The 26,528-nt window shown below is 70.3% G+C and carries 28 protein-coding genes; 12 read left to right on the forward strand and 16 right to left on the reverse strand.

Going from position 1 to position 26,528, the window contains the following annotated elements; genetic code table 11:
• Positions 1 to 36: 36 nt before the first annotated feature.
• From folE to VGF64_18940, 8 genes are all read right to left on the reverse strand, one after another.
• A complete protein-coding gene (gene folE, locus VGF64_18905) occupies positions 37 to 606 on the reverse strand; it encodes a GTP cyclohydrolase I FolE (GenBank protein HEY1636831.1) in 570 nt (189 codons plus the stop codon).
• Entirely contained in the window at positions 603 to 1,340 is a 738-nt protein-coding gene (gene hpt, locus VGF64_18910) for a hypoxanthine phosphoribosyltransferase (GenBank protein HEY1636832.1), read from the reverse strand. The genes folE and hpt overlap by 4 nt, the downstream gene beginning before the upstream one ends.
• Entirely contained in the window at positions 1,306 to 2,202 is an 897-nt protein-coding gene (tilS, locus tag VGF64_18915) for a tRNA lysidine(34) synthetase TilS (protein HEY1636833.1), read from the reverse strand. The genes hpt and tilS overlap by 35 nt, the downstream gene beginning before the upstream one ends.
• A 6-nt stretch (positions 2,203 to 2,208) precedes the next feature.
• On the reverse strand, positions 2,209 to 3,267 hold the full coding sequence (locus tag VGF64_18920) for a zinc-dependent metalloprotease (protein HEY1636834.1): 1,059 nt from the start codon (positions 3,265 to 3,267) through the stop codon (positions 2,209 to 2,211).
• Between the two features lie 356 nt (positions 3,268 to 3,623).
• Positions 3,624 to 3,884, reverse strand: a complete 261-nt coding sequence (gene rsrA / locus VGF64_18925) for a mycothiol system anti-sigma-R factor (protein HEY1636835.1) — start codon at positions 3,882 to 3,884, stop codon at positions 3,624 to 3,626.
• A gap of 33 nt (positions 3,885 to 3,917) precedes the next feature.
• Positions 3,918 to 4,487 carry a sigma-70 family RNA polymerase sigma factor gene (locus VGF64_18930; protein ID HEY1636836.1) on the reverse strand — a complete coding sequence of 190 codons (570 nt, stop codon included), beginning with the start codon at positions 4,485 to 4,487 and terminating at the stop codon, positions 3,918 to 3,920.
• 110 nt (positions 4,488 to 4,597) lie between these two features.
• Complete coding sequence (locus tag VGF64_18935; GenBank protein HEY1636837.1) at positions 4,598 to 5,308, reverse strand: MBL fold metallo-hydrolase; 711 nt, start codon at positions 5,306 to 5,308, stop codon at positions 4,598 to 4,600.
• A gap of 106 nt (positions 5,309 to 5,414) precedes the next feature.
• Entirely contained in the window at positions 5,415 to 5,597 is a 183-nt protein-coding gene (locus tag VGF64_18940) for a hypothetical protein (protein ID HEY1636838.1), read from the reverse strand.
• Between the two features lie 89 nt (positions 5,598 to 5,686).
• Here VGF64_18940 and VGF64_18945 point away from each other — a divergent pair, with 89 nt between their 5' ends.
• Positions 5,687 to 6,565 (forward strand): aldo/keto reductase, encoded by an 879-nt coding sequence (locus VGF64_18945; GenBank protein ID HEY1636839.1) that lies wholly within the window; start codon positions 5,687 to 5,689, stop codon positions 6,563 to 6,565.
• Positions 6,566 to 6,590: 25 nt separating this feature from the next.
• Here VGF64_18945 and VGF64_18950 read toward each other — a convergent pair whose 3' ends face one another.
• On the reverse strand, positions 6,591 to 8,894 hold the full coding sequence (locus VGF64_18950) for an MMPL family transporter (GenBank protein ID HEY1636840.1): 2,304 nt from the start codon (positions 8,892 to 8,894) through the stop codon (positions 6,591 to 6,593).
• Between the two features lie 172 nt (positions 8,895 to 9,066).
• Here VGF64_18950 and VGF64_18955 point away from each other — a divergent pair, with 172 nt between their 5' ends.
• Positions 9,067 to 9,651: a hypothetical protein gene (locus tag VGF64_18955; GenBank protein ID HEY1636841.1), complete on the forward strand. Its 585-nt coding sequence runs from the start codon at positions 9,067 to 9,069 to the stop codon at positions 9,649 to 9,651.
• A gap of 21 nt (positions 9,652 to 9,672) precedes the next feature.
• Here VGF64_18955 and VGF64_18960 read toward each other — a convergent pair whose 3' ends face one another.
• Entirely contained in the window at positions 9,673 to 10,863 is a 1,191-nt protein-coding gene (locus tag VGF64_18960) for an acetyl-CoA C-acetyltransferase (protein ID HEY1636842.1), read from the reverse strand.
• A 163-nt stretch (positions 10,864 to 11,026) separates the two neighbouring features.
• Between VGF64_18960 and VGF64_18965 the strand changes: the two genes are divergently transcribed.
• Complete coding sequence (locus tag VGF64_18965) at positions 11,027 to 12,163, forward strand: FAD-dependent oxidoreductase (GenBank protein ID HEY1636843.1); 1,137 nt, start codon at positions 11,027 to 11,029, stop codon at positions 12,161 to 12,163.
• A 90-nt stretch (positions 12,164 to 12,253) separates the two neighbouring features.
• Here the strand turns inward: VGF64_18965 and VGF64_18970 are convergent, their stop codons facing one another.
• Positions 12,254 to 13,234 carry an aldo/keto reductase gene (locus tag VGF64_18970; GenBank protein HEY1636844.1) on the reverse strand — a complete coding sequence of 327 codons (981 nt, stop codon included), beginning with the start codon at positions 13,232 to 13,234 and terminating at the stop codon, positions 12,254 to 12,256.
• An 88-nt stretch (positions 13,235 to 13,322) separates the two neighbouring features.
• Here VGF64_18970 and VGF64_18975 point away from each other — a divergent pair, with 88 nt between their 5' ends.
• Positions 13,323 to 14,186, forward strand: coding sequence for an LLM class F420-dependent oxidoreductase (locus tag VGF64_18975; protein HEY1636845.1), 864 nt, complete (start codon positions 13,323 to 13,325; stop codon positions 14,184 to 14,186).
• Here VGF64_18975 and VGF64_18980 read toward each other — a convergent pair.
• Both VGF64_18980 and VGF64_18985 read right to left on the reverse strand, forming a co-directional pair.
• A complete protein-coding gene (locus VGF64_18980) occupies positions 14,176 to 15,084 on the reverse strand; it encodes an SMP-30/gluconolactonase/LRE family protein (protein HEY1636846.1) in 909 nt (302 codons plus the stop codon). The genes VGF64_18975 and VGF64_18980 overlap by 11 nt on opposite strands.
• A 24-nt stretch (positions 15,085 to 15,108) precedes the next feature.
• A complete protein-coding gene (locus VGF64_18985; GenBank protein ID HEY1636847.1) occupies positions 15,109 to 16,116 on the reverse strand; it encodes an alpha/beta hydrolase in 1,008 nt (335 codons plus the stop codon).
• Positions 16,117 to 16,170: 54 nt separating this feature from the next.
• Between VGF64_18985 and VGF64_18990 the strand changes: the two genes are divergently transcribed.
• The 6 genes from VGF64_18990 to VGF64_19015 all read left to right on the forward strand — a co-directional run bounded on the left by VGF64_18990 (position 16,171) and on the right by VGF64_19015 (position 21,741).
• Positions 16,171 to 17,706: a nitroreductase family protein gene (locus VGF64_18990; GenBank protein HEY1636848.1), complete on the forward strand. Its 1,536-nt coding sequence runs from the start codon at positions 16,171 to 16,173 to the stop codon at positions 17,704 to 17,706.
• A gap of 19 nt (positions 17,707 to 17,725) precedes the next feature.
• Entirely contained in the window at positions 17,726 to 18,328 is a 603-nt protein-coding gene (locus VGF64_18995; GenBank protein ID HEY1636849.1) for a nucleoside triphosphate pyrophosphatase, read from the forward strand.
• A gap of 59 nt (positions 18,329 to 18,387) precedes the next feature.
• Positions 18,388 to 19,614, forward strand: coding sequence for an alpha-hydroxy acid oxidase (locus VGF64_19000; protein ID HEY1636850.1), 1,227 nt, complete (start codon positions 18,388 to 18,390; stop codon positions 19,612 to 19,614).
• Positions 19,615 to 19,936: 322 nt separating this feature from the next.
• Positions 19,937 to 20,578: a hypothetical protein gene (locus VGF64_19005; protein HEY1636851.1), complete on the forward strand. Its 642-nt coding sequence runs from the start codon at positions 19,937 to 19,939 to the stop codon at positions 20,576 to 20,578.
• 36 nt (positions 20,579 to 20,614) lie between these two features.
• A complete protein-coding gene (locus VGF64_19010) occupies positions 20,615 to 21,229 on the forward strand; it encodes an alpha/beta family hydrolase (protein ID HEY1636852.1) in 615 nt (204 codons plus the stop codon).
• 227 nt (positions 21,230 to 21,456) lie between these two features.
• The gene (locus VGF64_19015; protein ID HEY1636853.1) at positions 21,457 to 21,741 is read left to right on the forward strand and encodes a hypothetical protein; all 285 of its coding nucleotides are present in this window, start codon (positions 21,457 to 21,459) and stop codon (positions 21,739 to 21,741) included.
• Positions 21,742 to 21,790: 49 nt separating this feature from the next.
• On the opposite strand, the gene VGF64_19020 is transcribed toward VGF64_19015, so the two are convergent.
• Both VGF64_19020 and VGF64_19025 read right to left on the reverse strand, forming a co-directional pair.
• On the reverse strand, positions 21,791 to 22,783 hold the full coding sequence (locus VGF64_19020; protein ID HEY1636854.1) for a Gfo/Idh/MocA family oxidoreductase: 993 nt from the start codon (positions 22,781 to 22,783) through the stop codon (positions 21,791 to 21,793).
• Positions 22,784 to 22,790: 7 nt separating this feature from the next.
• Positions 22,791 to 24,179 carry an amidase family protein gene (locus tag VGF64_19025; GenBank protein HEY1636855.1) on the reverse strand — a complete coding sequence of 463 codons (1,389 nt, stop codon included), beginning with the start codon at positions 24,177 to 24,179 and terminating at the stop codon, positions 22,791 to 22,793.
• Between the two features lie 124 nt (positions 24,180 to 24,303).
• Here VGF64_19025 and VGF64_19030 point away from each other — a divergent pair, with 124 nt between their 5' ends.
• The gene (locus VGF64_19030; GenBank protein HEY1636856.1) at positions 24,304 to 25,056 is read left to right on the forward strand and encodes a DUF427 domain-containing protein; all 753 of its coding nucleotides are present in this window, start codon (positions 24,304 to 24,306) and stop codon (positions 25,054 to 25,056) included.
• Positions 25,057 to 25,110: 54 nt separating this feature from the next.
• On the forward strand, positions 25,111 to 26,235 hold the full coding sequence (locus VGF64_19035) for a HoxN/HupN/NixA family nickel/cobalt transporter (protein ID HEY1636857.1): 1,125 nt from the start codon (positions 25,111 to 25,113) through the stop codon (positions 26,233 to 26,235).
• Positions 26,236 to 26,263: 28 nt separating this feature from the next.
• Here VGF64_19035 and VGF64_19040 read toward each other — a convergent pair.
• Positions 26,264 to 26,528, reverse strand: a 265-nt coding sequence (locus VGF64_19040; protein ID HEY1636858.1) for a hypothetical protein, incomplete at its 5' end; no start/stop codon positions are given.

Consider the following 26,528-nt stretch of genomic DNA (forward strand, 5'->3'; position numbering starts at 1 on the left):
TCGGATCTACGGGGCGGCTGGCGGGTGCGACGGCCTCTACCGACCGTGGATGAACTGCATCGCCTCGGCCCGGGTGGCGACATCGGAGCGAAACAGGCCCCGCACCGCCGAGGTCACCGTCAGGGCCCCCGGCTTCTTCACCCCCCGCATGGACATGCAGAGGTGCTCCGCCTCCATCACCACGAGCACGCCTCTCGGCGCCAGCCCCCGCTCGAGCGTGTCGGCCACCTGGCTGGTCAGCCGCTCCTGGACCTGGAGCCTCCGCGCGTAGGCCTCGACCAGACGGGCGATCTTGGACAGCCCCGTGATGCGGCCGTCGTCGTTCGGGATGTAGGCGACGGCCGCCCTGCCGATGAACGGCACCATGTGGTGCTCGCACATCGAGGCGAAGGCGATGTCCTTCACCATCACCATCTCGTCGTGCTCGGCCGCGAACGTGACCGTCAGGTGTCGCTCGGGGTCGTCGTCGATGCCCGAGAAGAGCTCCTCGTACATGGCCGCGACCCGCGCTGGGGTCGCCAGGAGGCCCTCCCGGTCCGGATCCTCGCCGATCGCCTCCAGAAGCTCCCCGACCGCCTTCTCGATGCGGCCGCGATCCACGCTCACTGCGGCCTCGGCATGTCGTTCCCGACGTAGACGCAGACCCTCGGCAGGTTGCGGTATCTCTCGGAGATGTCCAGCCCGTACCCGACGACGAAATCAGGCGGGATGCGGAAGCCGACGTAGCGCAGGTCGAGCTTGGTCCGCTGAAGCCCCTCCTTCACCAGCAAGGCGCACACCTCGAGGCTGGCGGGCCCGCGCGCCAGGAGGTTGCGCCGGAGGTACGACAGCGTGAGCCCGCTGTCGACGATGTCCTCCACCACGAGGACGTGCCGGTCAGAGAGATCGAGGTCGAGATCCTTGACGATGCGAACGACGCCGCTGGTCTTGGTGGCGCTTCCGTACGACGCCACCGCCATGAAGTCGAACTCGACGGGCAGACGGATGGCCCGGGCCAGGTCGCTCATGAAGACGAAGGCACCTTTCAGCACACCCACGAGCAGCGGAGGACGACCTGCGTAGTCGAGGGTGATCTGACGGCCGAGCTCCTCGACCCGAGCCGTCAGCGCGTCCTCGGCCACCACCACCCGTCCCAGGTTGGCTTCGTCCTCGAGGCTGGCAGGCGCTGCTACCGGCGGCTTCGCCGCCGGAGGCGGGGCCCCATCCCCGCCCTCCTCCGAGCGGTGGGGGCCCCCATCCCACCGCCGGCCGTGGGGCGCGTCAGTGTCCGGGCTGTTCACCTGCTCGACCCTACCGGCGAGGCGATCAGGTTGCATCTGCGGCGGGAACCGCGGCGTCATGGGCCGCTCCTTCCAGGGCCAGGCGCCCGCGGGAGCGGCGGACTCTCAGACCGGCACCCACCTCGCACGCTCGACCACCGCCCCCGGCGACGTCGAGCACCCGCTCGACGGCGTCCGCGGTGGGCGCGTAGGGACCGTCGCCCCGCAGCCAGGTGCGCACCGCCCGGCGGGCGAGCGCCACGGGAGCACGTGCCAGGGCCCGCGCGTCGGTGGGGTCGATGGCCGCGGCCAGCGAGTCGAGGTAGTCGGCCTCGTCCGCCAGGAGCGCGGCCTGGCGGGTGAGGACAGGCACGACGTCGCGTTGCGCGACGTCGTCCAGCAGGGGCATCACCTCGTGGCGGACCCGGTTGCGGCGATGAGCGGGGTCCTCGTTCGACGGATCCCGCACCGGTGTCAGGCCGAGGTGCCGGCAGACCGCCGCCGTCTCGGCCCGGCGCAGGCCGAGGATCGGGTGTCGGCGCCCGACGCGCATACCCCCGAGCCCCCCGGCGGCGGCGCCCCGCAGCAGGTTCAGGACCATCGTCTCGGCCTGGTCATCGGCGGTGTGCCCGGTCGCCACGTCGGCGGGCAGGACGGCGAAGCGCGCCGCCCGGGCCCGCGCCTCGAGGTTGGGCCCGGGAGCGAGAGCCAGCCGCTCGGCCCGGAACCTCGCTCCGAACCGGCGGGCGGCGGCCTCGACGACCCCGGCCTCGCCGCCCGACCCTGCCCGCAGACCGTGGTCGACATGGACGGCGGTGACCGCACACCCGGCCTCGCTGGCGAGAGCCAGCAACGCCAGCGAGTCCGCTCCGCCCGAGACGGCGCAGCTGAGCGCCGACCCCGGCGGCGGAAAGACGCAACGGCTCAGGAGCTCAGCAAGGATCGGGGCTCACCTCGTCCTGACGCGGCGCATCCAGCTCGGCGGGTCGCGGATCTCCTCCAGGGAGGGAAGGTCGTCCGGCGCCCTCCACGCCAGCCCGAGCAGCTCCGGACCGCCGGCCGCCTCGACGGCGGCCACGAACTGCTCGCCGTACTCGTACTGGCGCATCTTGGCCTCGAGGCCGATCAGCTGCTGGAGCACGCGGGCTGGTCCCCTGACCTGACGCCGGCGGTCGCGCAGCACCCGGCTGAATCGCTCGGCGCTCGGGATCCGAGCGGCCCCGGCCCGGTCCATGGTCACGTCCCCGTGGCCTTCGAGCAGGCTCATCAGCCCCTGGACCTTGCCCAGGACGGCGTGCTGCTCGGTCCCCATGACCAGACCCAGCAGCCCGCCGTCCGAAAGCGGGTTGCGCCCGGCCCGCACCTCCTCAGCCGCCCGCTTGAGGCCCTCGAGAAACCGGCGGGGGTCGGGATCCATGGCCCCGAGGGTCTGGTCCACGAGGGAGAGGAAGTGGGGTCGCATCCACGGGATGCCGGTGAACTGGGCCCGATGGGTCACCTCGTGCAGCGCCAGCCACAGGCGGAACTGGCGGGGCGGGAACGAGAACCGCTTCTCCAGGCTGAGCACGTTGGGCCCGACGAAGTACACGATGTCCTGCTCCTCGATGCGCTCGTCCTCCGCCAGGAGCAGGTCGTACTGGCCGAGCACCCGCGTGGACATCCACCCGAGAACGGTGCCCACCTGCACACCCGCGGCGGCCCGGCTCACCGGGGCGATCGGGCTCGCCAGCAGGCGGGGGCCGAGCCGCTCGGTGACGGGTCGGAGCAACCGCTGGAAGGAGGCCACGTTGGCCCGAACCCATCCCGGGCGGTCCGTCACCCGCGCCCGAGCCGGGCCCGCCAGCGACCGCAGCCCCGTGGCCCGGGCGACCAGCTCCTCGGCCTCGACCGTCAGCTCCTCGAAATCCGGCTGTAGCGACGAGTAGTGGTACGACTCCGCGAACGGCTCTCGGCCGGCGACCCGAACGGCCACCCGCTCGGCCAGATCCCAGGACACGGCTTCAGTCACGACATCTCCAGGCGCGATAGGGATCGCGCCATCATGCACCCGCACCGGCCTCGAACTCGTACCATCCCGGTTCCGCCTCGCCCTCTGAGCAGTCGCCCGGTGCGGTCCCCTCGGGGACGAGCTCAGGCGATCTTCTTGCCTCGGGTCCGGGGCACGGCCATTGGCTCGTGCTGATAGCAGAACTTGCCGTTGTTGTAGATCGACAGCCTCGTGCGGCAGCCCGCCTCCCGGCATACCCTTCCTGCGCCAAAGGAACGGGACGGCCGGTCGCTGCCCGACAACGACGTCCCTTGCACCGCACGATCTGCCACGTTCGAGTCCAACGAGCCGCTGGTCGGCAGTATTCCTGGGCCGCCCTAGCGGTGCTGGTCGGCCTCCTGCTCGTGGCGCAGGGCCCAGGCGACACGATCCCGCAGCGTCTCGGGAACATGGTCGCGGCACTTGGCGGCGAGCATGTGGCGCAAATCCGCTTCGAAGTCGAAGGCTTCGAGGCAGGGATGGCAGCTGTCCAGGTGCTTGGATATCTCCAAGCGCTTCTCGCTGGTCAGCTCGCCATCGAGAAAATGGTAGAGGCGATGGACCGCCTCCAAGCACTCATCGTGGTTCGGTTCGCCCATCACCAACTCCCACGAATCGCTCCCTACCCATCATCAATCCCGATCGCCTACGAGGCCACGTTCCATACCAAACTCCAACAACGCCTTCTGGAGCGCCCTTCTTCCGCGGTGGAGCCGACTCATCACCGTACCGATGGGGATTTCCATGATGTCGGCGATCTCCCGGTACGAGAATCCCTCCACATCGGCGAGCAGGACGGTCATCCTGAAGCTCTCCGGCAGCGACTCCAGCGCCTCCTTGACGTCGGAGTCGGTGAAGTGGTCGAGGACCTCCTCCTCGGCGCTCCGACCCGCGGTCGCCGCCTCCAGACCCCCCAGCCGCCGGTACAGGTACAGGTCTTCGACGTCTTCGATCTCGGTCTGCTCGGGCCGCCGCCGCCGAGACCGATAGGCGTTGATGAACGTGTTCGTGAGGATCTTGTAGAGCCAGGCCTTGAGGTTCGTGCCCTGCTCGAAGCTTCCAAATGCCCGGTACGCCTTCAGGTAGGTCTCCTGGACCAGGTCCTCGGCCTCGGCCGGGTTGCGGGTCATACGCAGGGCGGCCGTGTACAGGGCAGGCATGAACTCCATTGCCTGGTCGGCGAAGGTCGCCTTGTCGGCCATCCCTGCACAGTACCGCCCAGCGGCGGCCGAGCCCCTCGGAAATCCGAGCGGCGACGAGCAGTGGCGAGCCCGCGCCGGGCCCCTGTCCGTCCCGGCGAGGGTGGCCCCCGCTACTGCCCGAACATCATCAGCCACTGCTCGGGCGTCTCCGGCCGGAACACGTAGTTGAGGCGACGGGTGTCGCCCATGGTGGCCGAGGGATCGGCCGAGTAGAGGTGGCCGGGAAAGAGGATCGTGTCGTCGGGAACCCTCGCCAGACGGCGGGTCAGACTGTCGTACATCGCCTCCGGATCGCCGCCGGGCAGGTCGGTGCGGCCGCAGCCCTCGAGGAAGAGGGTGTCCCCCGCGACCAGCCGGTTCTCGACCATGAAGCACTGGCTGCCGGGGGTGTGGCCCGGCGTGTGGAGGAGCGTCACGCCGAGGTCGCCGACATCGACGACGTCGCCGCTCTGGTGGGGGGCGAGGAGGTCGGCGACCCCCGTGGCCCGCGTCACCCAGGGCGCCTCGTCGGCCTGCACGTGCACCGGGACCTCCTTGTGCTCCAGCAGCTCGCGCAGGCCCTCGATGCCGTGCCCCATGAGGTCGCCCCCCACGTGGTCGGGATGCCAGTGGGTCACGAGCACCCCGGTCAGCCGCATGTCGTCGGCGGCGAGAAGGTCGACCAGGTCGCCCACGCCGTAGGCCGGATCGACGAGGACGGCATCTCCGGTGTCCCGGTCGCCGATCAGGTACACGAAGTTCACCATCTGCCGGGCGACGAAGTCGGCGCGGGCGAAATCCCGACCAGCGAGAAGCTGACGAAAGTACAGGCGGTCGCTCATGAGTCCCCGTGGTGCGTTTGGCTCGGGCCCGTCTGACGGGCTGGCCCGAGGAGAAGAGCCACGATCGTAGGCGAGGAGTGAGGTCGGCCCGTCGGCGCTGCTACCTCTAGTGCCCGCCCGGTAGCAGGTGGCGGAGCAGGCGGCGACCGAACCCGGTCTCGGCCTTGAGCTGCTCGATCTCCTGATCGATCAGGCGGAGCTCGTCCTCGTTCGAGGTCTGCTCCCGCAGCTGGCGGAGATGGCGGAGGCGGTTCTCCGCCCACTTGCCGCCGTTGATGATCTGCGGCATGACACGGAGCTTAGGCGAAGTCGCCATGCGCACCGGGCGTTCGACCACCGCCGAGCGCGGGCCGACTTCGGGCGGTAGCGTCGCCGCTGATGATCGAACGAGCGGAGTTCGGGCGCACGGGCCATCAGAGCAGCCGCGCCATCTTCGGGGCCGCGGCGCTGTCCCGGATGAGCCAGGAGCGGGCCGACGACCTGCTCCCCGTCCTGCTCGAGCTCGGCGTGAACCACCTCGACGTGGCGGCGGCCTACGGCGACGCCGAGCTGCGGCTGGCGCCGTGGCTGGCGACCCGCCGCCACGAGTTCTTCCTCGCCACCAAGACCGGCGACCGCCGGGGGGTGGACGCCCGGGCCAGCCTCGAGCGATCGCTCGAGCGCCTAGGGGTCGACCAGGTCGACCTGATCCAGCTGCACAACCTGGTGGAGGAGGAAGAGTGGCAGGTGGCGCACGGCCCGGGCGGCGCCGTCGAGGCTTTGGAGCAGGCCCGGCAGGAGGGTCTGGTGCGCTTCGTCGGCGTGACCGGGCACGGGCTGCGGATCGTCCGGATGCACCTGCGTAGCCTCGAGCGCTTCGACTTCGACTCCGTGCTCTTCCCGTACAACTTCTCCCTGCTGGCCGACGACGGCTACCGGGCGGACGTCGACGAGCTCCTCGCCGTGTGCGCCGAGCGCCGGATCGCGACCCAGACCATCAAGTCGGTCGCCCGACGCCGGTGGGGTGGCGAGGCGCAGCCCCGGTTCAGCTGGTACGAGCCCCTGCCGGCTGGCCCCGCGCTGGAACGGGCCGTCCAGTACGTGCTGGCCCGGCCGCAGCTCTTCCTCATCACGTCGAGCGACGCCCGCCTGCTGCGGCCGATCCTCGAGACGGCGTCGTCACCCGTAAGCCGCCCGTCGGATGCCCAGCTCCGCGACGACTGGGTCGCGCAGGACGTGCAACCGCTGTTCGACGGCGCCGCCCTCGAGCGCATCTGAGCGCCGGCGCGCCAGCGCGGCGCGGCTATTGACGCACGTCCTCGGTGGCCGGCGCCTCGGCCGACAGCGCGGCCTCGTGCTCAGGACGGGAGAGGGGCGACGGCCACCAGTTCCACCGGCCCAACAGGGCCACGACCGAGGGCACCAGCAACGTTCGCACGAGGAACGAGTCCATGAGGATGCCGAGGGCGAGGCCGACGCCGATGGCCCGCAGCTGGCTCCCGCTGGAGCCGCTCCCGGCCGACAGGGCGAGCACGGCGAAGGTCCCGGCCAGGACCAGGCCGGCCGACGTGATAGTCGTGCCGGTGGCGCCGAGGGCCTCGGTGATGGCGTGGCGGAGCGGAAGGTCCTGGGCCTCCTCCCTGATCCTCGTCATGACGAGGATGTTGTAGTCCTCCCCCAGGGCCAACAGGAAGATGAACATCAGGAAGGGCAGGAAGAAGATCAGCCCCGAGTCCCCGGCCAGGTCGATGAAGATGATGACGGCCAGGCCGAGGGCGGCCAGATAGGAGAGGATCACGCTGGCGATGAGGTAGAGCGGGGCGAGCAGGCTGCGCAGCACCAGGGCCAGGAGCACGGCGATGATGGCCACGGCGACGGGGATGATGGTCCTCAGGTCGCTGCTCGACACCGAGCTGATGTCGTAGGACGCCGGAGCGATACCGGCCACCCCGCTGTCGGTCGCACCGGAGGCGCGGGCGGCCTGGGTGACGGCAGTGCGCATGGCGGGCGTCTGCTTGAGGGCCGCCGTGGTCTGCGGGTCACCGACGGTGAGCGACGCGTTGATCATCACCGTTCGGCCGTCGGTGCTCACCAGCTGCGACGCCGCCCGGTAGGCGTTGTAGGTGGTCGCCGGCACGCCCAGCGCCGGTGGCGCGATCACCGGCAGGGCCTGCGCGGGCCCGAGCCTGGCGTGCAGGGCGGACAGCTCGGTGGGGGTGAGCGTGGTCCCGTTGGGGTCGAGCGGGGTGGCGAGCGACTTGAACACCGAGGCGTGGCCCAGCTGGGTCTGGAGCGTCGTCAGCGGCGCGGGATCTACCCAGACCGAGGTCGGGTACTTGAACACCAGGTTGGTTGGGTTCGCAGCCGCCTGCGGGAAGTGGGCGGCCAGGGCGGCGTTGCCCTGGGCCGAGTCGCTGGCCGGCGGTGGCGTCTGGTTCCCGAAGCCGGAGGGCTTGTTGCCGAGCGCGGCAGTGGCCAGGAGGCCGAAGACCACCACGCCGATGCCCAGCGTCAGACCCGGGCGCTCGACGGCATGGCCGGCGACCCGACCCCAGAGGCCGAAGCGATGAGGTCCGACCTTCGGCCGCGACGGCCAGAACACGGCCCGCCCGAAGATGGCGAGCAGGGCCGGCAGCAGGGTCAGGCCCGCCACCAGCATGAGGGCGATCCCGATGGCAAGAGGGACGCCCAGGCTCTGGTAGATGCCGAAGCTCGCCAGCAGCAGGCTGAGCAGGGCGGCGATCACCGTTGCCGCCGAGAAGCTGATCGTCTCGCCCACCCGGGACACGGCCTTGACCACAGCCTCCTTGGGCTCGAGGCCCCCCTGGATCTCCTCCCGCACCCGGAACACAAGGAAGAGCCCGTAGTCGGTCCCTGCTCCCAGCACGAGGACGATGAGCAGGACCTGGGTGAACAGCGAGACCTGCAGCCCCGCCTGCGCCGCCTCGCCGATCAGCGGTCCGGCGATGGAGAACACGATGATGGCGGGCAGCACGGTGAGGATGGGCGCCAGCACCGACCGGAACACCAGGAACAACAGGGCGAGGATGAAGATGATCGAGAACAGCTCGGTCCGGTTGCCCGCGTTGTTGGAGGCCTTCTGGCTGTCGACCCCGGCCGCGACCTCCCCGGCCAGGTGGACGCTGAGGCCCGGAGGAACGGGCTGGGTCGCGATGGCGGAGCGCAAGGCGTCGACCAGGGTCTTGTCGGCGTTCATGCCGCCCTGCAGATTGGCGAGCACCCGCAGCTCGATGGCCTGACCGTCGGGCGACACGCCGACCAGCTGCACCGACTTCACGCTCGCCACACTCTGGGCCGCGGCCTGGATCCGAGTGATGGCGGCCTGATCGGCGACCGTGAGCTGCGTCCCCGAGCGCGAGGCCACGATGGGCACCGGTACCGAGTTGAGCGGCTGGAACGGCGTGGCCAGCTTCGCCGCCTGGAGACTCGGGGAATTGGACGGCAGGAAGCTCTGGTTGTTGGCCTTGACCGCGCTGTTGAGCGTCGGCAGGGCGGCCCCGGCGGCGACGGCGCCGACGATCCAGGCAACGACGATCAGGTACCGGAATCGTACGGAGAAACGGCCAATCGCAGCGAGGGGGTTCATTCGCCTGCTCCCGAGAGACGTGAAACGACGCGATGCGACCCGTGGCGTGCGGTGTACCGCCGGGTTGGCACGAAATCTACCGGATCGCCAGACGCTGTTGCCCGCGGACGCTCGTCGTGTCGACCCGCCTAGGGCTATCGTCCAGCCGACGCCCGAGTGAAGGAGCCAGCCCGTGCCCGACAAGGACAAGCCTCGCTACCTCGGTCTCCTCAACGCCATCGCCCTGGCCGAGTCCGCAGCCCACCGTTATCTGACCGAGTGGGCCGCCGTCACCGAGGACCCCGAGGTTCGCAAGGTGCTCCTCACGGTCGCGGCGAGGGAGGGCGAGCACGGCATGAGCTTCGCCCGCAGGATCAACGAGCTCGGGTTCGAGGTTCGCGAGAAGGACACTCCGAGGGCCAAGAGTGCCCTGGACATCGTGCGCTCGGACCGGTCGGACCTCGAGAAGATGGAAGCCCTCGAGCTCCACAAGCTCGATACCGCTGACCGCCCCGACCTGTTCGACGACATCTTCAAGGACCACTCGATCGATATCCGAACCGGAGAGCTGCTCGGTCGCTACATTGCCGAGGAGCGCGACACCGCCCGCCTGCTGCGGTCCTGCCACGAGTGCCTGCGGGCCGCCGGTGGCGGGGACGATCGCGCCGACCCGCAGCGGCTGGCCGGCATCGAGGCCAAGGTTGACGCCTTGGGGCGTTCGGTCGACGAGCTCCGCCAGATCGTCTGCGCCGCCAGCGTGACGGCCAACTCGAGCTGAGGGCGGGAATTCGCCCGGCTCTCAGGTGAGTCCGGGAAGGCGCAGGATGAGGGCGTCGCCCTGACCACCGCCACCACACAATGTCGCGGCGCCGTTGTCGACCCGACGCCGACGCATCTCGTGGACCAGGGTCACCAGCATCCGAGCTCCGGTCGAGCCGAGGGCGTGGCCCAACGCCACTGACCCGCCGTTGACATTCACCCCGTCCTCGTCGGCACCGAGCATGTGCGTGGCGTGCAAGGCGACCGACGCGAAGGCCTCGTTGATCTCGATGAGCCCGAGGTCCTCCACCTGCAACTCGGCCTTCTTGAGCGCCCGCTCCAGGGCGATGGCGGGGACCGTGTGCAGGTACTCGAAGCGCTCGGCGCACATCCCGTGGGCCACGATCTCAGCCAACGGCTCGATGCCGAGGGCCTGCGCACGCTCAGCGCTCATCACCACCGTGGCAGCAGCGCCGTCCGACAGTTGGGAGGCGTTACCGGCGGTGATCGTGCCGTTCGGCGTGAATGCCGGCGCCAGGCGGCCGAGGGATCGGCTCGTGGTGGCGGGCCGGACTCCCTCGTCGCGCTCGACGAGGGTCGGGTCACCCCGGCCTGCCCGAACGGGGACACCAACCATCTCCTCGGCGTAGCGGCCCGAGCTCCAGGCCTCGGCAGCCCGTTGGTGGGAGCGGGCCGCCCACTCGTCCTGGTCCTCGCGCGTGATCGCCAGGGCGGCGTTGACCTCGTCGGAGGACTCGCCCATGTGCTGGCCGGTGAAGGTGGACCACAGGCCGTCGTGGATCATGGTGTCGACGAGCTCGGCGTCGCCCATCCGCACGCCCCAGCGCCCACGTCGCAGCACGTACGGCGCAGCCGTCATCGACTCCATTCCGCCGGCCACGGCGACGTCGATCTCTCCCGCGCGAATGAGCTGGTCGGCGAGGGCGACGGCGGTCAGGCTGGACAGGCACACCTTGTTGAGGGTGATCGCCGGCACGTGCGGTGGAACGCCGGCGGCCACGGCAGCCTGGCGGGCGGTGATCTGGCCCGTCCCGGCCTGGAGGACGTGGCCCATCAGCACGTAGTCGAGATCGGCGGGCTCGACTCCGGCCCGACTGATGGCCTCGGCGATGACAACCGCGCCCAGGTCGACCGCCTCGCAGCTCCGCAGCGCAGAGCCGAAGCACCCGACGGGCGTCCTCACCGCCGAGACGATCACCGAAGATGCCATAGCCGCTCGCCCTTGCTCGGGCCGGTGCCGATGGCCGGCCTCTCGAGCCGGCTCTGTCCATGGCCGGCTCTTGAGCCGGCTCTGTCCATGGCCGGCTCTTGAGCCGGCAGTGGCGAGGCTACCCTGAGCTGGCAGCTACCGCTGGGGGGGAGGGATTTCGCCGATGGCGACGACGCCGCTGCTCGTCCTAGGCGCGGGACCGTACGCGCTGTCGGTCGCCGCCCTCGCCCGCCGTCACGGCATCGAGACGAGGGTGGTCGGCAAGCCGATGAGCTTCTGGCGGGAGCACATGCCGGCCGGGATGCTCCTCCGCTCCGGACGCGACTGGCATCTGGACGCGGCCGGAGTGCACACCCTCGAGGCGTACCTGGAAGAGCAGGGGATCGCGCCCGGTGACGTCGACCCGATCCCGGTCAGTGTGTTCGTCGACTACGCCGACTGGTTCCGGAGCGCCGAGGGGATCGAGGTCCGCGAGGACTTCGTGGCCGAGTTGACGACGCTCGACGGCCGCTTCCAGGCCACCCTCGCCGGCGGCGCTCATCTCGCCGCTGACGCGGTCGTGGCCGCGCCCGGCCTCTCCAACTTCACCGCCCTGCCCAACTGGGCGGCGGCGTTGCCCCCGGAACGTCGATCCCACACCTGCGACCGCGTCCGGTTCGACGACCTCTCGGGGGCGCGGGTCCTCATCGTTGGAGGGCGGCAGAGCGCCTACGAGTGGGCAGCGCTGATCGGCGAGCAGGGGGCCGAGCGCGTCGACCTGGTCCACCGCCACGACGTGCCGCGCTTCGACCGGGTGAGCTGGCAGTTCGTCGATGGCTATGTCGAGACGACCCTGCGCGTGCGCGGGTGGTGGCGCCACCTCCCGGCGGCCGAGCAGGACGCGATCTCGAGCCGGTTCTGGGAGGTCGGCAGGTTGACTCTCGAGGCGTGGCTGACTCCCCGGCTGAGCAGCGTGAACGTCGTGCGCTGGCCGGGCACGGATGTCGTCGAGGCCGTTCCCACCGGTGAGCAGGTCAAGGTCCGCCTGTCGAACGGCGAACGCCTGCTCGTGGACGAGGTCCTGTTCGCCACCGGTTATCGGGCCGCGCTGGGCCGCGTTCCCTACCTGGCCGGTGTCCTCGACGACGTTGCGATGGCCGAGGGCTTCCCCATCCTGGACGAGGCCTTCGGGACCAGCCTGCCCGGCCTGTACCTGCCCGGGTTCCCCGCAACCAGGGACTTCGGTCCCTTCTTCGGCTTCGTGAAAGGAGCCCCGGCGGCGGCGACGCTGATCGTCCAGGATCTCCTGGCTCGCGAATGAGCGCTGTCGCAGGCGGCTTCGCCGCCCCGGGCGGGGCCCCATCCCCGCCCTCCTCCGAGCGGCGGGGCCCCCAACCCCGCCGCCGGCCGTCTAGAAGTGCCCCAACACGGGGTGCGGGACATAGGGCTCCTCCAGCCGTTGCATCTCCTTGTCGCTGAGCTCGAGCTCCTCGGCGGCCAGCGCGTCCTCGAGGTGGCCGAGCTTGGTGGAGCCGACGATCGGCGCCGTCACGCCGGGGCGGTGGAGCAGCCAGGACAGCGCGACCTGCGCTGAAGGGACCCCGCGCTCGCTGGCGATCTCGGCCACCCGATCGACCACGTCGAAGTCGGTGGGCTGGCTGTAGAGATAGTCGGTGAAGGGGTCGGTCTCCGAGCGCGTCGTGCGCTTCTCGCCTTCACGGCTCCGGGTCCCGGCCAGGACGCCTCGAGCCAGGGGGCTCCAGGGGATCACGCCCACCCCCTGGTCGACGCACAGGGGGATCATCTCCCGCTCCTCCTCCCGATAGATGAGGTTGTAGTGGTTCTGCATGGACACGAACCTCGTCCAGCCCCTCTGCTCCGCGGTGTGCTGCGCCTTGGCGAACTGCCAGGCGAACATGCTGCTGGCGCCGATGTACCTGGCCTTCCCGGCTCGGACCACGTCGTGCAGGGCTTCCATCGTCTCCTCGATCGGCACCCGGGGATCCCAGCGGTGGATCTGGTACAGGTCGACGTAGTCGAGCCCGAGCCGGCGAAGCGACGCGTCGATGCCGGACAGGACGTGCTTGCGAGACAGACCACCGCCGTTCTCGCCCGGCGTCATCGGCATGAACACCTTGGTGGCGATGACCACCTCGTCACGGCCCAGGTACTTCCCTACCAGCCGCCCCGTGGCGACCTCGCTCGCCCCGGACGAGTAGGTGTCGGCCGTGTCGAAGAAGTTCACACCCCCTTCGACGGCGGCCCGCACGATCGGGTCGGCCGCGTCCTCGTCGATCACCCAGGGCCGGTCGCTGTCGTTACCGAACCCCATCATGCCCAGGCAGACCCGTGAAACCCGCAGGCCCGTCGCGCCGAGATTCACGTACTTCATCGAGCACCTCGCAGTCGTCCAGCCGTCCTCCGGCCCGTCCACGTCGACCCTATCGCCACCCTGGCAGTACACCCACTAGACAGAAGACATGAACATCGGTGTTGTCTTTCCCCAGACCGAGATCGGCGCCGACGTGGAGGTGGTCCGCCGGTACGCCCAGCGGATCGAGGAGCTCGGCTTCACCCACGTGCTCACCTATGACCACGTGGTGGGCGCCGACCCCGCCGTCCACCGGGGCTGGCAGGGCCCGTACGACGTCAGCACGACGTTCCACGAGCCGTTCGTGCTCTTCGGCTACCTGGCGGCGATCACCTCGATCGAGCTGGTGCCCGGCATCATCATCCTCCCCCAGCGCCAGACCGCGCTGGTCGCCAAGCAGGCCGCCGAGGTGGATCTCCTCAGCCGCGGTCGCTTTCGCCTGGGCGTGGGCCTCGGGTGGAACGCCGTCGAGTACGAGGCGCTCGGCAAGAGCTTCGGCGATCGTGGGAGGCGGGTCGGCGAGCAGGTCGAGCTCCTGCGGCGGCTGTGGACCGAGAGGACCGTGACCTTCGACGGCACCTACGAGAAGGTGACCGGGGCCGGTCTGGCACCGCTGCCACTGCAGCAACCGATCCCCGTGTGGTTCGGTGCAGCCTCGCCGCCGGCCTACCGGCGAGCGGGTCGGCTCGCAGACGGCTGGTTCCCCCAGGTGCCCCCTGGCCACGGCCTCGAGGAGGCTCGGACCATGGTCCACGAGGCGGCTGTCGAGGCCGGCCGGGACCCAGCGGCCCTCGGCATGGAGGGCCGGGTGAGCTGGGGCGAGGGAGGCGCCCAGAAGCTGGCCGAGCAGGTCCGGAAGTGGTCAGACGCCGGTGCCACCCACCTTTCGATCAACACCATGGGGGCGGGGCTGGCGTCGGTCGACCACCACCTCGATGCCCTCGGGTCGGCGATCGAGGCGGTCAGGCAGTGAACGCCAGGCCGAGCCCCTGCCGCGGCCACTCCATGGCGATCAGCCGGCCCGTGCCCGACAGGGTCGCGTAGGCGATCCGCGGATCGTCGGGAGCGAAGCAGACGTTGGTCGTCATGGGGTCGGGCAGCGCCACGTACTCATGGCCGCCGTCCGGGTCCACCACGCAGAGACCCTGGGACAGGGCGGCGACGATGACGGCGCCGCCGGCCTCGACGGCGAGGGAGTCGAAGTGCCCTTTGGTCGCGGCGACGCAGGCACCGCGCGGGTGGCTGACTCGTCCCGGAGCTTCCAGGTCCCAGGCCATCAGCCGCCCGGTGAAGCTCTCGGCGACGTAGACCCGGTCACCTCCGGGCGACAGGCCAACCCCGTTTGGACCCCAGAGGCCGTAGGCGACCTCGATCACATCCGAGCCGTCGGTCTGGGCGTAGTACAAGCCGCCTCGATCGGCGTCGCGTGCCCGGGTCTTCCCGAGGTCGGTGAACCAGAAGCCGCCCTCCTGGTCGAAGACGATGTCGTTGGGGCTGCGCAGCCGATGCCCGTCGACGTGGGTGTAGAGGTGTTCGGCCCGGCCGGTGGCCAGGTCGACGCGCTCGATCCAGCCCCCCTCGAAGTCCGGCGGCTCGCTGGCCCCTGTGGCCAGATCGATCGGGAGCAGCATGCCGGCTCGTTCGGTCCACGGGAAGCCGCCGTTGTTGCAGACGTAGGCGGCGCCGTCTGGGCCGATGGCCGCACCGTTGGGCCCTCCACCGAGGCTGGCCACCACCGCTACCGTCCCGTCCGGCTGCACCCGGCTCAGCGTGCCCCGCCTGATCTCGACGACCAGCACGCTTCCGTCTGCCATGGCCACCGGTCCCTCCGGGAACTGCAGGCCGGTCGCTACCTCGCGGAAGTCGGTCATCGCCGACGTTCTAGTCCTGCTGCCTCAGCTGGGCGAGCGGGCCGGATCGGTGCCGTCACCGGCGCCGGCGGCAGTGAGCGGCACGCGTCGGGCCAGGAACTCGACCATGGCGGCGGCGATCGTGTCGGGCTCCTCCACGGGAAGCAGGTGGCCACCCTCCTCGAACCACACGATCTCACTCTCGGAAACGAGCTCGTGCATCCGGCGCTGAACGGCCGGGGGGGCGAAGTAATCCTTGCAACCAGCGAAGATGAGGGTCGGCGCGGTCACGCTCGGCAGCACCTCGACTGCGTGGTGGTTGCGAAACCCTCCGATCATCCGCCAGAGCACGGAGAAGTCGATGGAGCAGATCTGGGTCACGTGCGGCGCGATCCGCGGCGCCGTCACCCTCGGTCCCGCCACCTTGATGGCCTGCAGCATGGTGAGCGCCGTCTCGGGCGTCGAGATACGCCTGATGACGGGCTGGAGGAACCCGAAGGGCAGCACCTTGAACACCGCGTCGGCGATCGGGAACAGCCGGTCCAGCACGGGCCGGTCGGCGAAGGTCTGGACCGGGTTCTCGAACGTGCCCGCCACCGGCAGCAGGGCGGCGACCCGATCGGGTGCCTGACGGAAGATCTCGAAGATGAGCTGGACGCCGATCGAATGCCCGGCCAGCGCCGCCACCTCGATGCCCGCGTCGTCGAGCACCTCGACGAAGTCGGCTGCCACCCGCTCGACGGAGACGTCCTCGGGACGGAGGTCGTGAGCGTTGCAGCCGGGCGGGCGGGGCAGCCCCGACTGGCCGTGCCCCCTCGTGTCGACGAGTACGGCCCGGTGACCCGCCTCGACCACGGCCGGCGCGATGCCGGACCAGTAGGTGTCGGTGCAGCTCCATCCGTTGACGAACAGGATGGGGAGTTGGGCTGGCCCGGGAGGCCGGCTCGGCGTAAGAGCGCCGTCGCCGACCACGGTGTAGGCGATCGGCGTCCCGTCCGTGGCCGTGATGAACCGGTCCTTGGGAAAACAGGCGTACTCCTCGGCTGACGTCATCGCACCATCTTCGCGGGTTCCCCGTACCACCCGATCCGGTACCAAGATGGAGGTGTGAACGACGCGCGCCTGGTCGAGGTCCTGCACGGCTCCACCCGCCACGGCGAGACCCCCACCCACCCGGAACGGCTGGTCTCCTTCCGACCGCTGGACCCCGCCAACCGGCCCCGGCCCTTCAAGTCGTATCCCGATCTCGAGCCTGCTCGTCTGCCGCGGACGATCGCGAGATCGTCGATTCCCGCCGCCGAGGTGCTGTCGGGACGTCGGGGACAGGCCCGAGGACTGGACGACGAGTTGCTCGGGACGCTGTTGTTCCTCGCTGCTGGCGTCACCAGGTTCACCGCCGGCGGGCTGGGCGGAGACGACCGGGTCTGGTTCCGGACGGCGATGTCGGCGGGCAACCTCCACCCGGTCGAGGTGTACCTCGTCCGTTCCGGAGTACATCACTACGACCCGCTCGACCACGCCCTGGTGCCCCTGCGTGACCGCGGCGAGGTGCCCGACCAGGGTCCGGGGGCGACCGTGATCCTGTCGGGCATTCCGTTCCGCACCGGCTGGAAGTACGGCGAGCGGGGCTGGCGTCACCTGTGGTGGGACGCCGGATCCATGCTGGCCAACCTGCTCGCGGCGGCCGCGGCCCACGGGCTGGAGGCCCAGGTGATGACCGCCTTCCCCGACGACGCCGTGTCCCAGCTGGTGGGCATCGACGGCCTCGAGGAGATGCCCCTGGTCGTGGTCGAGCTCGGAGACAGCGCCTTCGCGGTGCCGCCGGCGGGCTCGCTCCGCGCGCTCACCGCCTCCTCGCTCCCGATCGCGTCCCGAGTGCTGCGTTTTCCCCTTGTCGAGGAGGCCCAGTCGGCCGGCGTTCTCGACGAGGACGGCGTCGGCACCTGGCGCGCAGCGGCCCCGACGGCGTCGAGGCCGGCGCCCTTGGAGGTCGAGCCACCGCTCGGCGCGAGCGCCGACCAGCGAATCGAGGACGTGATCCTGGAGCGGGGGTCCACCCGCGTCTTCCGGACCGAGCGGGCGGCGTCGCAGCTGCTCGAGTGGAGCATGCCGGCAGCGGCGCGCGCCGTGCCGTTCGACGCGGCTCCGGCCGGCACGCTCATCGAGCATCTCGTGAACGTCCACGATGTCGAGGGCGCCGAGGCCGGGGGCTACCGCTACACCAACGACGGCGGGTTCGAGGGAAGGGTTCGCATCGCCGACGTCCGCGCTGCCGGAGCTGGCCTGTGTCTCGGCCAGCCGCTCGGCGGCGACTCGGCCTATACCGTCTTCCATGCCGCTGGTCTCGATGCCCTGTTCGGCAGCCTCGGCGCGAGGGGCTACCGCGCTGCCCAGCTCGAAGCCGGCGTGGCGTCCGGGCGGCTCGCTCTCAACGCGTTCGCGCTGGGCGTCGGGGCTACCGGGCTCACCTTCTACGACGGTCTGGTGTCGCGCTACTTCCGCACCGACGCGTCGCCGCTCCTGGCCACTGCCATCGGTGTGCCGGACACCTCACCCGCGCCCAGCGGGACACCCGGGCACCCGGCCGAGCTGCGAGGATACGGCAACGTGATGAGCCGGCTGGCCGCCCGGCTCGCCCGCTAGGTCGCCAGGACGCCGATGAGTGGCGGCTGATCAGCTGATGGCGATCACCCTCGTCCTCGCCTCCGGCTCGGCGGCGAGGCTCCGAGTGCTCCGAGACGCCGGTCTCGATCCCGAGGTGGTGGTCAGCGGGGTCGACGAGGGGGTCGATGCGGTCGACACGCCGACTGCCGTGTCGACCCTGGCCCGCCGCAAGGCGCTGGCCGTCGCCGAGCGGCGTCCACATGCACTCGTGATCGGGTGCGATTCCATGCTCGAGGCTGACGGGCTCAGCCTCGGCAAGCCTGCGTCAGCCGACCAAGCTCGAAGCTGGTGCCGGCGCCTGCGCGGTCAAGAGGCGGCCCTCTACACCGGCCACTGTCTCGTGGACGTCGATGGACGAGCCCTGTCCGAGGTGGCCGCGACACGGGTTCGCTTCGCCACCACCACCGATGCGGAGATCGACGCCTACGTGGCCACGGGAGAGCCACTGGCGATGGCGGGGGCCTTCAGCCTCGAGGGCCTTGCGGCGCCGTTCATCGACAGCATCGACGGCGATCCCTCCAACGTGATCGGACTGAGCCTGCCGCTCCTTCGGCGCATGCTCGCCCAGATTGGCGTGGCGATCACCGATCTCTGGCGCTAGCGCTCCTGGCGCCCCGTTCCCTTCGATCGTCGTGCCGAGTCCGTAAGATCACCGCCGAGATGCTCGAGAGTCTCCGATCGGTGCTCAGGTTCCGCCCCATGGACCACGACCGCGTCCAGCGGCGGCTCGCCCGGGCGGCGTGTGTGGACGACCTCCGGGGCATCGCCCACCGCCGCCTCCCACGAGGGGTGTTCGACTACATCGACGGCGGGGCGGAAGACGAGCGCACCCTCGCCGCCAACCGCCGGGCCTTCGCCCGTGTCGGCTTCCGGCCGCGCGTCCTGCGCAACGTCGCCTCGGTCGACCCGGCCACCACCCTGCTCGGACGCTCCATACCGATCCCGCTCGTCCTGGCGCCAACCGGCTTCACCCGTATCGCCGACCCCGCCGGTGAGCTCGCCGTGGCGCGCGCCGCCGCCGAGGTCGGAGTCCCATACACATTGTCCACGCTCAGCACCCGATCGATCGAGGAGGTCGCAGTCGCCGGTCGGGGCCCCAAGTGGTTCCAGGTCTACGCCTGGCGCGATCGCGGTCTCGTCAAGGAGATGCTGGACCGGGCGGCCGAGGCGCAGTACGAGGCCATCGTCCTCACGGTCGACACCGCTGTCCTCGGCCGACGCGAGCGCGACGTCAGGCGCGGGTTCACTCTCCCGCCGAAGGCGGGGCTGGACACGATCGTCGATGGCGCCATCCACCCCGCCTGGACCTGGGGTCTGCTGCGCAGCGAGCCCATCCGCTTCGCCAACGTCGTCGCACGCGACGTCGGGGACGGTGCGACGGCAACATCTCTCGCCGACTACATCAACTCGCAATTCGACCCCGGACTGTGCTGGGACGACGTCGAGTGGCTGCGTACGGCCTGGAGCGGCCCGATCGTCATCAAGGGCATCCAGACGGTGGACGACGCGCGCATCGCTGCCAGCTCGGGCATCGAGGCCATCGCCCTCTCGAACCACGGCGGCCGCCAACTCGACGACGCGCCTGCCCCGCTGGATCTCGTCGCTCCCGTCGTCGACGCTGTGGGCGACCGGCTCGAGGTCATCTGCGACGGCGGCGTTCGGCGCGGTAGCGACATCGTCAAAGCCGTGTGCCTGGGTGCTCGCGCCTGCATGGCCGGGCGGGCCTATTTATACGGTCTGGCCGCCGGGGGCGAGCGCGGAGTGGCCCACGTCCTCTCCCTCCTCGGCGCGGACGTGCGCCGCACGATGGCCCTGATCGGTGCCGACTCGATCGCCGCCCTCGACCGCGATCTCGTCGCCGCCCACCCAACGACGAGCGCAGACTAGGCCAGCGCTCAAAGGACTACTCGCTCGCGTCACATCTCAAGCGAAAGAGGTGCGGGGGCGGTCGGGCCCGTGACTACCCGACCACCCCCAACCGACGTACGCAGGGCCACTGGGGCCCACACGCAAACTCTGCATCGGACAGCTGTTTGTTCCCACCCGAACCATCGAGCAAACTCGCGGTGACTCGCCCTCGGGCAGCTACGGTAGGGAGCGCAGTCGCGGCGGGCTGGCGGTCTGTGAGTTGCACCGATGATCGTTCGAGGCATTGGGGCTGGCCGGCTGGGCGCGTAGTGCCGGGCGACACAGAGGACGACGGAGAGCGATGAACGAAGACACCTTTGGGCGATCCCGCTTCGCGATGGTGATGCGGGGCTACGACCGAGATCAGGTGGACGCCATCATGGAGGCGTGCGAGCGCTGGGCGCGCGAAGCGCAGGTCCACATGGACGGCGCCGAGGAGAGACTGACCGAGACAGACCGCCGCGCCGAGGCCTTGGAGGCCAGGCTGTCGGAGCTCGAAGATCGCGCCGAGGAGCCGCCGCGATCGGTGCAGTCCTTGTCCGACCGGGTCGAGCAGGTGCTGGGTCTGGCGCAGGAGGCGGCCGACGAGCTCCAGACCAACGTCGAGACGGAGGCCCGAACAGACAAGGAACGGGCCGAGCGCGAGGTCGCTCAGCTCGAGCAGGCGGCCCGGACCAGGGCGCACGAGATCGCCGCCTCGGCCCGACGGAGCCACGAGCAGGTCGCCCCCTCCACCGAAGCGGTCAGGCGAGAGGCCGAACGCCACATCGAGGACGGCCGGGCGGAGGCGGCGGAACGAGCTCGCGCCGTCTGGCAACGCGCCGAGGGTCCGATATCCGAGGCGCGGCGGGAGCTGGCTCACCTCGAAGACGCGCGGCAGGCGGCGCTCGAGGAGCTGGCCGGGCTCCAACAGTCGCTCGACGGCGTGGTGCAGGTCTCCTGAGCCAGCATCCGACAGGAGCGCGTTCCTTCATCCACGATGCCGAGCGCTAGCAGCCCTGCCGGCATCGTGCTGACGCCAGGCGCCAGCGCAGGACGAGATCAGCCCGCGCTCGTGGCCATCGACGGCGCCGTCTCGGCGCTGGGCGTGCTGGTGGAACGGGTGGACTTTCCGTACCGTCTGGCGGGGCGGCGCAGCCCGGACCCACCTCGGGTGCTGGTGGCTACCATCGGCGAGGCGGCGGCGGACCTCGCTGCACGCGCCGGGGTCGGTCGGGAGCGGATTGCGCTCGGTGGACGGTCCCTCGGCGGTCGCATGTGCTCGTTGGCCGCGGCCGAGGGCCAGCCGGCGGCGGCCCTCGTGCTGGTCAGCTACCCCCTTCATCCACCGGGTCGGCCGGACCGTCTCAGGGACGAGCACTTCTCGGGCATCCGCGTGCCGTGTCTGTTCGTGTCCGGCACGCGCGACGCCTTCGCCCGCCCCGACGAGCTGGAGGCGTCCACGGCCGTCATCCCAGCTCCCGTCACTCACGTCTGGATCGACGGCGGCGACCACGGCCTGCGGCGAAAGGACGCCGAGGTGGCAGTCGCCGTGGGCGACTGGTTGAGCACCCTCATGCCCACGCCCCGACGCCGGCGGTCCGGACCAGCGTGATCCCCATCACGTAGCCCCGTCCCTCCCACAACCGGACTAGTCCCTCGAGGGTCCGAAAATGGACCCTTCTACCCATTTCGCTTGCCGGTGGGGAGGGGCAAGCTGCACGTAGCGAGCGAGTTGACGACAAACCGGAAGAACAGCCGATAACGCTGTTCGCCGGGGGGGAGATAGCAGTGCGGGGTGAGCGAGCACAGAGCGGGGTACCGCCGACCGACCAGAGAGCGGTGCCCGGACGGGCTTGGCACTCGTCGTGGGGCCTCCGTCTGAGCGTGGGATTCGTCGCCGTGCTCATCTGGGCCGGAGCCGCATCGGTGCCGTCCTCGCCGACGCCGGCGAGCCGTGCTTCGGTGTCGCCACCGGTGACCACGCCGGTCGTGGCGCCCACACCGGCACCGTCGACGATGGCCCCGGCGACGGCGACGCCGGGCCTTCCGCAGCAGACGCTCGACATCACCTATGACTACGGTCCCGGTCCCCAGCCCGTGCCGGGGTCGGCGCAACTGCCGTGAACCGTGCAGGGCCGCGGGCCAGAGCGACCGGCAGCGGGCCCGAGCTCCTCTAGTCCGTCGCTCCCCACCGGGGCTCCAACCCGGCCGCCCGGTAGATGTCGTCGATGACCTTCATGTTGGCGATGCTGTCCGCCGGCGGCGTGAGCGGAGGGATCGATCGCCGCACCGCGGCGACGAAGGCGGCGAGCTGGTACGAGTAGGTCGACCCGCCCCGGACCCGCCGGCGCCGAGTCCCCTTCCCGCTCTTGACGGTCAGGAGGTTGAAGACCTGGGGGCCGATCGGGTTGAGGATGTGCAGCCTGCCCCGCTCGCCGATGACGGCGGCGCTCGATCTGAGGATGCTCGACGACCACATCGAGGCCGTCACCCGCCCGGTCGTGTCGGCACCGAAGGACAGCTCCGCCTGCACGAAGCGATCGACCCCGGGAGAGCGGAGCCGCGCCGTGGCGCTGGCAATCGTGGGCTCGCGTCCGGACAGGGTGCGGACGATGTGGACCGGGTAGCAGCCGGCATCCATGAGGGCGCCGCCGGCGAGGTCGAGCTGCCACCGGATGTCGTCGCGTCGGAACAGGGGAAAGCACAGAGCCGCCTCCACCCGGCGAACCTCACCCAGCTCACCGCTCTGCACGATCTCGAGCGCCTGGGCCGCCAAGGGGTGGTACCGCCAGTGGAAGGCCTCCATGACGACGCGACCCGACGCCTCGGCGGCCGCCGCCACCCGTTCGGCCTCGGGGGCGTTGGCAGTGAACGGCTTCTCGCACAGCACGTGCTTCCCGGCGTCGAGGGCCATGAGAGTCCATTTGCCGTGAAGGCCGTTGGGCAGCGGGTTGTACACCGCGTCAACGTCGCTGTCGGCGAGGAGGGCCTCGTAGGTCTTGTGGACGACCGGGATGCCGTGGCGCTCGGCGAAGACCGCCGCCTTCGAGGGATCGCGGGCGGCGATGGCTCGGACGTCGGCGTCGACTGAGGTCTTCGCCGGGGTCACGAGCGCGTTGGGGACGATGCGGGCGGCACCGAGGACACCGAGGCGGAGAGGTTCCACGATCCCGCTATCGAGGTGATCCCGGCGCCACCAGCGGCCACGGTCGTTCGCGTTCCACGACGCGAGCGAGGTCGAGCAGCAGGGCGTCGGCGTGGTGGCGGGCGATCACCTGCAGGCCGACGGGCAACCCGTCCACCAGCCCGGCGGGGATGGAGATGGCCGGGTTGCCGCTGATGTTCGCGGGGATCGTCAGGGCGCCGTTGTTCTCGGGGCCGACCGTCAGCTCGCCGACCCTGGTGTTGAGCGTGCAGTCCGCGGGGTAGGCCACGTCGGGGTTGCTGGCGCACACCACGAAATCCACCTGGTCGAACACGTCCGCCATCGCCTCGTTGGCCGCGGTGCGGTTGACCTCGGCCTTGGCGATCATGTCGACGTTGACCACCTGGGCCGCCAACTGCAGCCCGAACGCCATCTCGGTGGTCAGCTCGGGCAGGCAGTCGGGGTACCGGTCGCCCAGCTCGCCGACCAGCGTGGCCAGGTTGGCCAGGGCCCACTCGGCGCCCGAGCTCGGCAGCAGGACAGGGACGTCGACCACCCGGAGCCCGGCATCCCGAGCGAGCGCCTGACCCGCCTCGACGACCAGCGCCTCGACCTCTGGGCGGACGATCGCCGATCCGAGCGTCGGAGCGATCGCCACCCGCATGCCGGCGAGATCGTGCCGGTCGAGGTCGCGTTCCCAGCCCTCGACGCGGGGCAGGCTGTAGGGATCACGCCCGTCGTGGCCGTTGCACACGTCGAAAAAGCGGGCGACATCACGGACGGATCGGGCCATGCAACCGAGGACCACGGTCAGCGGGCCGATCACCGTCTTCGGTCCCCGCGGGATCCGTCCCGCCGTTCCCTTCATGCCGACCAGCCCACAGAACCCGGCCGGGATCCGGATCGAGCCGCCACCGTCGCCTCCTGTGGCCAGCGGCAGGAGCCCGCCGGCGACGGCTGCCGAGGACCCCGCTGACGAGCCGCCCGTCGTCCTGGTGAGGTCCCACGGGTTGCGGGTGACCCCGTGGAGGAGGCTCACGCTCACGTTGAGTCCGCCGAACTCGCTGGCCGTGGTCTGGCCGACGAGCACCGCTCCGCCCCCCCGCAGTCTCGTCACGATGGTGGCGTCCCGATCGGACACCCGGTCCGCGAAGGCCCGTGACGCCTCGGTCAGCGGCCAGCCGGCGACGGCATCGAGCTCCTTGACACCGACGGCGAGCCCGCCGAAGGGCGCGGCCAGGTCGGCCACGGCTGCCCCCTCACGGGCCGCCTCGGGATCCAGATGGGAGAAGGCGTTCAGCTCACTGGCGGCGACGGCGTCGAGCGTCGCCTCGAGCTCCTCCTTCGGGGATCGTTCGCCGGAGCGATAGGCATCGATGAGGGCACAGGCGTCAGCCGCCCACGGTGCGTCGGACATGGCGGCAGCCTACGAGCAACCGTCACGCCGGGTCATCTCGGACAGCCCCGATCGGAATGGTGACGAGGCCAGGGCGGTTGACGGAAGAGACAGTCCGTGTCGCCCATCGACAGGAGCATGCATGGTGCCCGAGACCAGAGGTCGGGTTCGCGTCGAGGACGGGCCCAAGCGGGTCCGGACCTATCTGGGCGGGGAGGTCATCGCGGACACCGTGCGGCCCACGCTGGTGTGGGAAGTGCCGTACTTCCCCGCCTACTACTTCCCCGAGCAGGACGTCCGCATGGAGCTGCTCACGCCGAGCGAGCGCCGCGAGCAGTCGCCCAGCCGGGGCGAGGCCAGCTACTTCAGCGTCAAAGGTGGAAACAAGGTGGCGGCCGACGGGGCGTGGACCTATGCGGAGTCACCGCTGGCGGAGCTCCGTGGCCTCGTGCGCTTCGATTGGGAAGCCATGGACGCGTGGTTCGAGGAGGACGAGGAGGTGTACGTCCATCCGCGTGACCCCCACACCCGGGTCGACATCCTGCCCAGCTCCCGCCGCGTCGAGGTCGTCGTGAACGACGTGAAGGTCGCCGACTCGCAGCAACCCAGACTGCTGTTCGAGACGGGGCTGCCGACCCGTTACTACCTGCCTCTCGTCGACGTCCGCCTGGACCTGTTGGACCCGTCGGACACCACGAGCCGCTGTCCCTACAAGGGCACCGCCAGCTACTGGTCGGTCGAGGCCGGTGACCAGGTGGTACCCGACCTGGCCTGGATCTACCGCGCTCCGGTCGCCGAGAGCGTGAGAATCGCCGGGCTGGCGTGCTTCTACAACGAGAAGGTCGACCTCTACGTCGACGGGGTCCTCCAGGAGCGGCCGCACACCAAGTTCTCCTAGGCGACCACTGGACGTACTTGCGTCCAGTTCGCATCTGAGACAGGCTACGCGGCGATGTCCGTGCGAGATCGCTTGAGCCCGGCGGAGTGGCGGCGGGCGGGCGCGATGACGGCCTTCATCCTGTTCCTGCACGTCCTCGGATTTGGCATTCTCGCCTTCGTCGTGGCTCATGGTCACTATCACCTGGGGACGAGGGCCTTCGGCTTCGGCACCGGCGTGCTGGCCTACACCCTCGGCCTGCGTCATGCGTTCGACGCCGATCACATCTCGGCCATCGACAACACGACCCGCAAGCTCATGGCCGACGGCAAGCGTCCCCTGAGCGTGGGGTTCTTCTTCTCCCTCGGGCACTCGAGCGTCGTGTTCGTCCTGGCCCTGCTGCTCAACTTCGGGATCAAGGCCCTGGAGAGCCAGGTCCAGAGCGGCACCTCATCGCTGCACCACTACACCGGCCTCGTCGGTACCAGCGTCTCGGGGGCCTTCCTCTACCTCATCGCCATCTTGAACGTCGTGATCCTCGTCTCCATCGTCCGGGTGTTCCTCGAGATGCGCCGCGGCCGCTACGACGACGAAGAGCTCGAGCGCCAGCTGGACTCCCGTGGGCTGATGAACCGGTTCTTCGGACCGCTGGCTCGACGGGTGGACGCGCCCTGGAAGATGTACCCGATGGGCCTCCTCTTCGGGCTCGGCTTCGACACCGCCACCGAGATCGCCCTGCTCGTCATGGCCGGAGGCGCGATAGCCAGTGGACTGCCGTTCTACGCCATCCTCTGTCTGCCCATCCTCTTCGCCGCCGGGATGTCACTGCTCGACACGATCGACGGCTCGTTCATGAACTTTGCCTACGGGTGGGCGTTCTCCCGGCCCGTTCGCAAGGTGTACTACAACCTCACCATCACCGGCTTGTCCGTCGCCGTGGCCGCCTTCATCGGGACCGTGGAGCTCCTGTCCATCCTCGGGACCGAGCTCAGGCTCACCGGCGGCGTCTGGGATCTCACGGCCAACTTCAACATCAACGAGGCGGGCTACTTCATCGTCGGGATCTTCGTCGTCACCTGGATCGCGGCGCTGGCCATCTGGCGCTTCGGGCGCGTCGAGGCCCGTTGGGAGGAGGCGGCAGCGAGGGCCCGCGGAGCAGGAGCACGCCAGCCGGAGCTGGCCCGGGAGGGATCGCCCTGAAGCTCAGGTGGCGGCACCGGTGGACGGGTCACGCCAGGCGCAGGCGGCCGTCGGCCTCGACCACCGCCAGGCCGTCGGCGACGAGCGACTCGGCGATACGCCGGGCGCGAAGCGCATCCGCTTCGGTGGCGGACCACCCGGCCGCCGCAGCGAGGTCCGCCGGCGGGACCGGCGAGCGCCGAAGGGCGGCGACCAGCCGCCCTCTCCCTTGGCGGTCGGATCCCGCGAAGGTCGTCTGCCGTCGCCCGACCCCGACGGACCCCTCGACGGGATCCGGATCCGGCAGGCCCGCG

The organism is Acidimicrobiales bacterium (genome assembly GCA_036491125.1).
Taxonomy (GTDB): Bacteria; Actinomycetota; Acidimicrobiia; order Acidimicrobiales; family AC-9; genus AC-9.

Coding starts and splice junctions, on each gene's coding strand:
- VGF64_18930 (HEY1636836.1), bottom strand. CDS start 4,487: ATGGCCGACAAGGCGACCTTCGCCGACCAGGCAATGGAGTTCATGCCT.
- VGF64_18935 (HEY1636837.1), bottom strand. CDS start 5,308: ATGAGCGACCGCCTGTACTTTCGTCAGCTTCTCGCTGGTCGGGATTTC.
- VGF64_18965 (HEY1636843.1), top strand. CDS start 11,027: ATGGCGACGACGCCGCTGCTCGTCCTAGGCGCGGGACCGTACGCGCTG.
- VGF64_18985 (HEY1636847.1), bottom strand. CDS start 16,116: ATGACGTCAGCCGAGGAGTACGCCTGTTTTCCCAAGGACCGGTTCATC.
- VGF64_19035 (HEY1636857.1), top strand. CDS start 25,111: ATGTCCGTGCGAGATCGCTTGAGCCCGGCGGAGTGGCGGCGGGCGGGC.
- VGF64_18950 (HEY1636840.1), bottom strand. CDS start 8,894: ATGAACCCCCTCGCTGCGATTGGCCGTTTCTCCGTACGATTCCGGTAC.
- VGF64_19005 (HEY1636851.1), top strand. CDS start 19,937: ATGAACGAAGACACCTTTGGGCGATCCCGCTTCGCGATGGTGATGCGG.
- VGF64_19010 (HEY1636852.1), top strand. CDS start 20,615: ATGCCGAGCGCTAGCAGCCCTGCCGGCATCGTGCTGACGCCAGGCGCC.
- VGF64_19025 (HEY1636855.1), bottom strand. CDS start 24,179: ATGTCCGACGCACCGTGGGCGGCTGACGCCTGTGCCCTCATCGATGCC.
- VGF64_18945 (HEY1636839.1), top strand. CDS start 5,687: ATGATCGAACGAGCGGAGTTCGGGCGCACGGGCCATCAGAGCAGCCGC.
- VGF64_18970 (HEY1636844.1), bottom strand. CDS start 13,234: ATGAAGTACGTGAATCTCGGCGCGACGGGCCTGCGGGTTTCACGGGTC.
- hpt (HEY1636832.1), bottom strand. CDS start 1,340: ATGACGCCGCGGTTCCCGCCGCAGATGCAACCTGATCGCCTCGCCGGT.
- VGF64_18940 (HEY1636838.1), bottom strand. CDS start 5,597: ATGCCGCAGATCATCAACGGCGGCAAGTGGGCGGAGAACCGCCTCCGC.
- VGF64_18980 (HEY1636846.1), bottom strand. CDS start 15,084: ATGACCGACTTCCGCGAGGTAGCGACCGGCCTGCAGTTCCCGGAGGGA.
- VGF64_19000 (HEY1636850.1), top strand. CDS start 18,388: ATGCTCGAGAGTCTCCGATCGGTGCTCAGGTTCCGCCCCATGGACCAC.
- VGF64_18975 (HEY1636845.1), top strand. CDS start 13,323: ATGAACATCGGTGTTGTCTTTCCCCAGACCGAGATCGGCGCCGACGTG.
- VGF64_18960 (HEY1636842.1), bottom strand. CDS start 10,863: ATGGCATCTTCGGTGATCGTCTCGGCGGTGAGGACGCCCGTCGGGTGC.
- rsrA (HEY1636835.1), bottom strand. CDS start 3,884: ATGGGCGAACCGAACCACGATGAGTGCTTGGAGGCGGTCCATCGCCTC.